Annotated in this window: 10 protein-coding genes; 2 read left to right on the forward strand and 8 right to left on the reverse strand. The window is 41.4% G+C overall.

All coding sequences use genetic code 11. From position 1 onward, the window contains the following. Positions 1–6: 6 nt before the first annotated feature. From allE to allC, 3 genes are all read right to left on the reverse strand, one after another. Positions 7–795: a (S)-ureidoglycine aminohydrolase gene (gene allE / locus R8925_RS13870; protein ID WP_430536384.1), complete on the reverse strand. Its 789-nt coding sequence runs from the start codon at positions 793–795 to the stop codon at positions 7–9. Positions 796–1,188: 393 nt separating this feature from the next. Then, the gene (locus R8925_RS13875; RefSeq protein WP_430536385.1) at positions 1,189–2,427 is read right to left on the reverse strand and encodes an MFS transporter; all 1,239 of its coding nucleotides are present in this window, start codon (positions 2,425–2,427) and stop codon (positions 1,189–1,191) included. 18 nt (positions 2,428–2,445) lie between these two features. After that, positions 2,446–3,675: an allantoate deiminase gene (gene allC / locus R8925_RS13880; protein WP_430536386.1), complete on the reverse strand. Its 1,230-nt coding sequence runs from the start codon at positions 3,673–3,675 to the stop codon at positions 2,446–2,448. A 412-nt stretch (positions 3,676–4,087) separates the two neighbouring features. Here allC and R8925_RS13885 point away from each other — a divergent pair, with 412 nt between their 5' ends. Beyond that, a complete protein-coding gene (locus R8925_RS13885; RefSeq protein WP_430536387.1) occupies positions 4,088–4,933 on the forward strand; it encodes an alpha/beta fold hydrolase in 846 nt (281 codons plus the stop codon). A 51-nt stretch (positions 4,934–4,984) separates the two neighbouring features. On the opposite strand, the gene R8925_RS13890 is transcribed toward R8925_RS13885, so the two are convergent. Beyond that, positions 4,985–5,404 (reverse strand): universal stress protein, encoded by a 420-nt coding sequence (locus tag R8925_RS13890; protein WP_430536388.1) that lies wholly within the window; start codon positions 5,402–5,404, stop codon positions 4,985–4,987. 13 nt (positions 5,405–5,417) lie between these two features. Further along, positions 5,418–6,617 carry an MFS transporter gene (locus R8925_RS13895; protein WP_430536389.1) on the reverse strand — a complete coding sequence of 400 codons (1,200 nt, stop codon included), beginning with the start codon at positions 6,615–6,617 and terminating at the stop codon, positions 5,418–5,420. Positions 6,618–6,770: 153 nt separating this feature from the next. On the opposite strand from R8925_RS13895, the gene R8925_RS13900 reads away from it, so the two are divergent. Further along, on the forward strand, positions 6,771–7,316 hold the full coding sequence (locus tag R8925_RS13900) for a PadR family transcriptional regulator (protein WP_430536390.1): 546 nt from the start codon (positions 6,771–6,773) through the stop codon (positions 7,314–7,316). 32 nt (positions 7,317–7,348) lie between these two features. Here R8925_RS13900 and R8925_RS13905 read toward each other — a convergent pair whose 3' ends face one another. The 3 genes from R8925_RS13905 to R8925_RS13915 are packed head-to-tail and all read right to left on the reverse strand — an operon-like array spanning position 7,349 to position 8,253. Further along, a complete protein-coding gene (locus R8925_RS13905) occupies positions 7,349–7,579 on the reverse strand; it encodes a hypothetical protein (protein ID WP_430536391.1) in 231 nt (76 codons plus the stop codon). A gap of 4 nt (positions 7,580–7,583) precedes the next feature. Next, a complete protein-coding gene (locus R8925_RS13910; RefSeq protein WP_430536392.1) occupies positions 7,584–8,069 on the reverse strand; it encodes a hypothetical protein in 486 nt (161 codons plus the stop codon). A 1-nt stretch (position 8,070) separates the two neighbouring features. Further along, positions 8,071–8,253, reverse strand: a complete 183-nt coding sequence (locus R8925_RS13915) for a hypothetical protein (protein ID WP_430536393.1) — start codon at positions 8,251–8,253, stop codon at positions 8,071–8,073. Positions 8,254–8,435 lie beyond the last annotated feature (182 nt).

The following is an 8,435-nucleotide window of genomic DNA, read 5'->3' on the forward strand; positions in this document are numbered from 1 at the left end:
ACTTTCTTATAATTGTGGATCGCGATTACAGTCTTTGGAGTACAAATAACTGAATGCCTCACCGCGTCCTACTGCATATGTCGCTTGTGGTACATACGCACCCATGAATAAATAATCGCCTTTTTTCACTGGAACCCATTCATTATCCAAATTGTATACGCCTTCGCCAGACAACATATAGGCACCATGTTCTTGGTAATGCGTTTCGATATATCCGTGGCATGCTCCAGGCTCGAAGCTCAAAATATGGAAATTCATATCAAAACCAAGATCTGCTGGTAACAAGTTTTGTAGTATAACATCTTCCATACCTTCATACGCGATTTTCTCCAAATTAGCCACATTATTCACAATAATATGCGTTTCATAACCTGCAACAGCCTCATATTTCTTTTTGTAAAGAAACGCCTCGCTATTTGCTCCACCGTTATCATTCTCAAATTTCAAAATAACACCGGCCGGACAATAAATATAACCACCAGCCTCCAATGTATGTTTTGCCTCATCCGCCCAAACCGTAATTCTTCCGTCTAAACAATAGAAAAAAGTTTCCACGCCAGGTGCGCCGAATCCCGCTTTATTTTGGCCACCATCTAAAAGTGTAATAATATAATCCACAAAAGAAGCTCCCAGTTTTGGAGTTGCTAAAATCGACAATTCACAGTTTTCAAAACCAGGAATTGAATTATTCACCAAACCGTCCGGCGGAATAATCGCGTAGTTAGCGCGCTTTATCACGGATCTTGAAGCGAGAATATCACTCACATAACCCGTATTTTTATTTCTATAACCCATTTTTAAAACCTCTCTTTTCTAATATAATAATGGGAATCAGTGTTCGAAAACACTGATTCAGACTGAAAAAAAACTCCCTCACATGATTTTCTGCAAAACCTCAGCGTGTTGTTGGAGTTCTTCGACATGAAATGAGTTAGTCCTCCAATATGCAGAGAAATTTCATTTGTCTGCCGTCCTTCACAAGCTTAGTTTCTAGGCAAAAGCGAGTACCAGCGCGGAGCTTCCTTGCGTACGTTGACTAAAAACAGAGAGGGAGTCTTATCCCCGACCATGTGAGAAGTTATGCGAAACACAGTGTAGAAGAGCACTGGAACGGAGTTTTTAACAACGAAAATGAGCGTTTGTCAACACGCTGAATCAGTGTTCGAAAACACTGATTACTGATTTCACTTAAGCTACTTTTTTACTTTTAATGTTCGCGATTAGGAATACGATTGCCCCAACAACCAAGATAATCGCTGAAATGTAAAAGCCCATTACTTTCGAGCCTGTCGAGTCAGAGATAACACCCGTCAAGAAAGGGGCGATAACAGATGAGCTCATTCCGAAGAAGTTGAATACGCCAAATGATGTGCCATACCCTTTTTTCGGTGCACTATCTGCTACATAGGAAATCAAGATTGGCTCTACTGCAAGTTTTCCGAGTAATCCGTATAAAACGAGACCGATAAGTAAAATGCCTGACGTTGGCGCAAGTACGGTTAACATCAACATTGCTGCTGCTGCAACTGTCAAACCAACGATGAAGCGTACTTTTTTTGTTCTGAATATATCTGACATCCTACTGAAAAATAAGGCTCCTGGAATTGCGGAAAAGGCTACAAGTGCTGCGGAAAATCCGATGGCTACACCTTGGAATCCACGTTCTTGTTGTAAGAAGGATGGCAACCATGTCACAACCATATAGTAACCGTAACACGTTGCGAAATAAAGAATGTATGACGCAATCATTCGACCTGTAAACAAGTTTTTGATCGGCGCTTTTTCTTTTGGTGCAGCTTTTTCTTTCACTGCCTCCGAACGATCGACTTTTGGTGAATTTTTAATGACACCTGCAAAGACAAAAATCATCACAACAATCAAACCAGCGATAATGAAAAGCATGATTTGCCAGTTCATTCCGACCGATTTTACGAGTAAGCTAGAAGCAATCAAGCCAATACCCATACCTAGCGCAGAGCCACTATTGATAATCGCCGTTGAAAGTCCGCGCTTTTCAGCAGGAATATTTTCCGAGGACAGCGAGTAAGCCGCGCCGTAGTAAGATCCACAACCAAGTCCTGCAAGTAAACTACCCAGATAAATCATTTCTAAGTTCTGCGCCGTACCAATCACAAGTGCCGCGATGGCGAACAGCGAGAAACCAGGAATAAGCACGACTTTCTTACCAAATTTATCGACTAAAATCCCCGCCGGAATCTGCATCCCTGTATATGCAAAGAAATAAAAACTTGCAATCAAGCCCATTTGTGCATCAGAATGCTGTCCTATTGTTTGTTGAATTTCTGGGAAAATCGGTGTCAAAACACTGCGGTAAATCCAAATAACTACCCAACCTAAACATAAAATAATAATAATTTGCTGCCAATATTGGAGCCCTTTTTTCATTGTTGCCGCTTCGTTTTCCATCTTTGATTCACTCCCTGTTTATTTATATGCTAATTCATATAATGCTTCTGTAAGTGCCTTAACGCCTTCAACCAAGTCCTCTGTTTTCGTGTCTTCTGCCGGATTATGACTAATTCCACCAATGCTCGGTACAAAGAACATTGCTGTCGGTACACGCGGTGCAAAAATTTGAGAATCATGACCTGCACCACTGTGCATCACACGATAGTTCAGCCCTTCTTTTTCACAAACGCCCTCTAAAACAGACACAATGTGCGGATCCATTGGTACCGGTGCTTCGTCCATCCACAAATCAATCGAAATATCGATGCCCATTTCTGCGCAAATTGATTTCATATCTTGCTCAATTTCTTGCGTGAAGCTATGCAATTCAGCTTCATCCGTATGACGACAATCCATCGTAAACAGCGTCTCACCTGGAACGACATTCACCGTGTTTGGCTTCGGTTCTACTTTTCCGAAAGTTAGTACAAGTGGATCGCCTAGTTTTTTCGCTTTATCAATTGATTGCGACACGATTTTACTAAACGCATACACTGTATCTTTGCGGTAGCCCATCGGCGTTGTTCCCGCATGATTTGACTCACCGTTTAGTACAATTGTATAGCGACGTTGCCCAGCAATACTGTTCACCACGCCAACCGCCTTGCCTTCATTTTCTAGCACTTTTCCTTGCTCAATATGAATCTCAACGAACGCCTTAATATCATCGCGTAACGGTTTCGTTTCATCGCGGAAATCAAATCCAGCACCACGCATTGCATCTACAAATTTTACACCTTCAAAATCTGCAACGTCCGCCATTTCCTCTTTATTTGCAAGTCCAAAGAAGTTCTTGCTTCCCCAGAAAACATACGGAAAACGGCTTCCCTCTTCTTCTGCCATTGAAATAACTTCCAGGTTCCGAAGTGGCTGACCGTGTTTTTCTTTCAAATATTTAATTGCAAGATAGGCAGCCAAAACTCCAAACTGACCGTCCAATTTCCCACCGTTGACAACCGTATCAATATGAGAGCCTGACATAATTGTCTCATCCTTGTATGTAGAGCCTTCCACACGACCAAAAAGATTACCAATTTCATCAAAATACGTCGTAAAACCTGCATCATCCATTTTTTTCTTCACGCCTTGTTGCGCCTCCACCCAATAATTTGAGTAAAGCAAACGCGTCGTTCCACCAGTCGGATCTGCGCCAATACCTGAAAGCCAAGCTACATTATCCGCCACATCTTGAAAAATCTTGTCCATCGTTCAAAATCCACCCTTCTTCTGATTTGCCTTATTGTTCTCTACTCTTTAAAGTGTAAGCGTTTCAAGTATTGATTGCATCGTTTAAAAGGGATAAAAACCCCGTACGTATTTTGTTCATTTCGACTAATTAAGGTAGCGAAATTGTTAATAGTGATTATACGAACAAAAAACTCCCTATCGCTAAATAAGAAGTTTTATCACCTATGTATTATGTAAAAATAAAGTTCTCGCCTTGCAGCAAGCTATTATTGCAACAGCGATGACAACGACACATTATCTGACGCCTATAAGAGTTATTCTCAAAGCCATTATAGCACAACTGCATAAAATAGAGACTTCATTTGCTTCCGTTGTAGTTTTTGCAAACCTATGTTACGCTTTTTGCATCAAAACCAAGGAGATGACCTAATTGCAAACAATAATTTTTGCTAAGAAAAATGGCTTGGCACTAAAAGGTGACTTCTACAAGAGCCCACGTCCGGATGCCACAAAAACGATTATTTATTTTCATGGTGGCGGCCTCATTTGGGGACTTCGTAACGATTTGCCTGAGGTTTATCGCAATCTTTTTCTCGAATCTGGCTATCATTTTTTTGCGGTGGATTATCGCTTAGCACCAGAGACGAAGCTGCCCGCTTTATACGAAGATGTGCAAGACGCGATTTCTTGGTTCGAGGCGAATGCTCGCGCAGAATTTGGAGTTGGGAATGCGTTCATCTTATTTGGGCGTTCCGCTGGCGCTTATCTCGCACTCCAAGCTGCTGCTGATGCCACCCTCCCAAACGCTGATGCCGTGCTATCATTTTATGGCTACGCATCAATTAGTGGTGCTTGGTACCAAAATCCGAGTCCTCATTATGCAAAACTGCCAACGATTCCTGCTGAGTTAAAAGATGCGCTAACTAGTAAATCCGAACTCACCGAAGGGTTCATCGAAAAGCGTTACGCCTTGTACATATATTGTCGCCAAACGGGACAATGGCTAGATGAAGTTTTGGGTTCACATCAAGACGCTGATATCGATGCATTTTCCCTTGAAGATATGCGCGATTTCAGCTTTTTGCCTCCCGTATTTATCGCGCATAGCACAACCGATAAAGATGTTCCTTATACAGAAGCTGAAAAGATTGCACAGACTACATTCCAAAATGAGCTTTTTACCGTGCAAAATTTGGAACATGATTTCGACTCCAACATCGATGACGGCTTACCAGCTTACAAGCGAGCGCTACTTTTTTTAGAAGAATACAAATAAAAAAGCTAGTAGGAAAATCACGACACAGAATCATGATTTTCCTACTAGCCTTTATTTGATTAATAAAACTGGGCAGGTCGCATGTTGCACGACTTTTTTTGCGACACTACCTATTGTCATTTTTTGAACGAGTGACAAATCGTGATGCCCCATAATCAGCATATCTATCCCCATTTCGTCAGCATATTTTGTGATTTCTTTTGCAGGAAAACCGTTCAAAATCGCCGTTTTATAAATAAATCCCGCCTCACTAAGGAGTTCACCTTTTTCAGCAATCATTTTCTGCGCGTCCTCCATTAAATTCACCTCTAAGTCCAGGCCAACCTCCACATCTTCGGCAATTGCCTTGTCATTTACGACATGGATAAGCGTGATCTCCGGTGTCTCTGCAAATTCTTGGCACAACGCTACTGTTTTTTCGATTATTTTTTTAGAAAGTTGATCATCTGCAATTAATACCGCTAATTTCATCCTAATCCCCCCATTAATCAAGTGCGCTCAAGGCTTTTCGTCCAACTAACAAAACAATAATTCCAACGAACACCGCAAATCCTGCTACATAAAAAGTCACGTGCGGATTGAACCAAACTGCTAAACTTCCGGCGAGCCATGGCGCAATTGCACCACCTGTGAATCGGATGAAGCTGTAAGCCGAGGAAGCCGTGGAACGCTCGACCGGCGAAACAACCATCACAGCTGACGTAATCAATGTGTTATTAATTCCTTGAAAAAAGCCAGCAATCACGATACACGCTGAAATCACCATACTATAGTTCGCACCAACGCCCATTACAACTAATACAATTGCAAAAAGTGCCAATGCCCCTATCATGACAGACTTTGTTCCCCATACTTCTTCTAATCGAGGTGCCACAAAAACCGAGGAAATCGCAAGCATCAGTCCCCAACCAAAGAACACCAAACCAACTTGAATAGCGCTATAACCGACCATTAGGAACGGCGAATAAGCAAGCAATGTAAAAAATCCAAAATTATAAAATAGCGCTGTTAAGCCCGTTACGAGCAAACCTTGATGACGTAAAGCTGTGAGAGAACTCCAAAATTTTGATTTCACTTTTGGCTTCGGTATCGGATCCAGCAACATGATTATCGCCACAAACCCTATCGCCATCAATGTTGCTACCCCAAAGAACGGTGCGCGCCATGAAACACTCCCAAGAAGCCCTCCAACAAGTGGGCCAACAGACATACCAAGCCCCATCGCTGCTTCATACATAATAATCGCTTTTTCCGTTGCACCCGAGCTAACCGCAATAATTGTTGCCAGCGCAGTCGAGATAAATAGTGCATTCCCGAGCCCCCAACCAGCGCGCAAGCCAACTAATTGCCCAACAGATTGTGACAACCCGCCAAGTCCTGCGAAAATAATAATAACGACAAGTCCGATAAGCAATGTCAATTTTGCTCCAATTCGGCTTGATATAAATCCCGTAAACAGCATCACAACACCGGTCACCAACATATAACTCGTAAATAATAACGATGTTTGTGCTGGCGTCGCATGCAATTGTTCCGAGATAGATTTCAAGATAGGGTCGACAAGTCCGATTCCCATAAAAGCTACCACGCATGAAAAAGCTACTGCTAATGCCGATTTAGGCTGATGCAGCAAGCTTTTCAAAACACCTTCTTCTTTTTGTAACGCCACTTTTCCTTCTACCACAACGAACCACTCCTGTTTGTTTATTAATCTAATTTAAAGTATACTACCAGCATAACTTATATGTCAATATTGACATGTTTATTTTTATATTTAAAATGATAGAGTAAAATATGTTATACTGAACGAATAAACATTGCGTTGGAGGGGTTCAAATTGAATACATTGAGTTATGTCCTACTATGCATGCTCGCGCGAAAATCCTGCACGGGATATGAGTTAAAGCAATATATGGAGCTATTTTGGCAGGCACATCATAGTCAAATCTATACCGTTCTTGGCAAAATGGAGTCAGAAGGTTACGTCCAATTTGAGGCAGACCCAGAAACGACAAAGAAAATCTACTCTCTGACCGAAAAAGGCGTCCAAGCCGTCAGCGAATGGGTGCTGGAAGAAACCGCCAAGCCAATTAGCCGTGATGAATTCCTCGCCAAAATTTACGTGATTGCGTTGATGGACAAAAGCACCGTGGCGCAACTTTTCAATGATCGCCGTAGACATTATAAAAAAAGAGCAGCGATTAACAAACCGAAGCTCGAGGAACTGGAAGTCTTGAAAAATGATCCGAGACGAAAAGAAGACTGGCGCAATTCATTTGGTAGATATTTGATTGTGAAGCGCCGTGATGATCTCTGCACGCAAGAGCTTGCTTGGTGCGACTGGGCCGAAGATTTATATCATCATTCATTTGATAAAATATGAAAAAAGCGCTTGAGTGACTAGCTTTGCGTCACTCAAGCGCTCTCATCTATTAACCATTCCAACCAAGATGGCACCGGAACACCAAGTTCATTAAAAATAATCCTACCTGATGCTTGGAATAACTCCAAACCAATAATAAATAAAATAGCTGCTGCAATATATCGAGGCCACTTCCGCCAACGCTCCCGATGAAAAACATAATCTGCAAGCCCCGCGAATGTCATGGCGCAGACAAGATAAAATACTAATTTTGCAATAATCATATCCCTACTCCAATATCTTATTTTCTATTTTTATACCTGCACTTTCGATACGACAAATGAGTTTGTCAACGTCTTCTCCAAAAGGAATATCTAAGCGATAAACTTTGCCGGCATTCACTTCTATAAGAACAAATTTGCTGTAATTAGTGAATGCTTGACCAAAAATATTTTTAGCTTTCAGCTCTACTTTTGAGATTTCTCTTATCTCTATCTTAAAATTGGAAGATTTATGTAAAAATGATAAAAATGCTTTCTTATGGACAAGTTGATCACATTCTAGCTCCCTCTTCTTCTGCTTTTTCGTAGCCAAGTAGTACGGTAACTGAAACAACCATATCGCTATAATATTGCCAGCCATACTTTCCTCAAACGCCTTCCTATTATAAAAATCGCCTCCTACTTGAAAAAAGTATAATCTACCACTCTCTAAATATACCCGCATATATCTATCGAATATAAGCGCCTTTCTTTTTACTAAGTGAAAAAACATGCTACTCTCCCCTATACAATCGTTCTATTGGAAATTGCTTCCCCCACTGATCATCATAAAGCGCACGATGAAAATCTTGCACCATCTGATTCCCTTGACCTTCCTTTTTTGTATAACTATAACATGCAACCCCAACAAAAATAAATGCTACGAGTATCAAGCCCGCCGCAATAAATTTCTTCATGATACGAAACTCCCTCATTTTTTACACTTACCGTACCATAAAAATAATCCGAAAAACCAAATTTGTCCTAAACGTATGTATTTTGATCCTAAACGCCATCCTCTCTCAATCGAGTAGGAGGAGCCGTTAGGCTCCGACCTCTCACACCACCGTACGTACCGTTCGGTATACGGCGGTTCAAT

Source organism: Listeria rocourtiae subsp. hofi, from assembly GCF_963575615.1.
GTDB classification, from domain to species: domain Bacteria; phylum Bacillota; class Bacilli; order Lactobacillales; family Listeriaceae; genus Listeria_A; species Listeria_A hofi.

Bases quoted from the DNA above. Each gene is read 5' to 3' on its own strand.
- allE (WP_430536384.1), bottom strand. From the start codon at position 795: ATGGGTTATAGAAATAAAAATACGGGTTATGTGAGTGATATTCTCGCT.
- R8925_RS13875 (WP_430536385.1), bottom strand. From the start codon at position 2,427: ATGGAAAACGAAGCGGCAACAATGAAAAAAGGGCTCCAATATTGGCAG.
- allC (WP_430536386.1), bottom strand. From the start codon at position 3,675: ATGGACAAGATTTTTCAAGATGTGGCGGATAATGTAGCTTGGCTTTCA.
- R8925_RS13890 (WP_430536388.1), bottom strand. From the start codon at position 5,404: ATGAAATTAGCGGTATTAATTGCAGATGATCAACTTTCTAAAAAAATA.
- R8925_RS13905 (WP_430536391.1), bottom strand. From the start codon at position 7,579: ATGATTATTGCAAAATTAGTATTTTATCTTGTCTGCGCCATGACATTC.
- R8925_RS13910 (WP_430536392.1), bottom strand. From the start codon at position 8,069: ATGTTTTTTCACTTAGTAAAAAGAAAGGCGCTTATATTCGATAGATAT.
- R8925_RS13915 (WP_430536393.1), bottom strand. From the start codon at position 8,253: ATGAAGAAATTTATTGCGGCGGGCTTGATACTCGTAGCATTTATTTTT.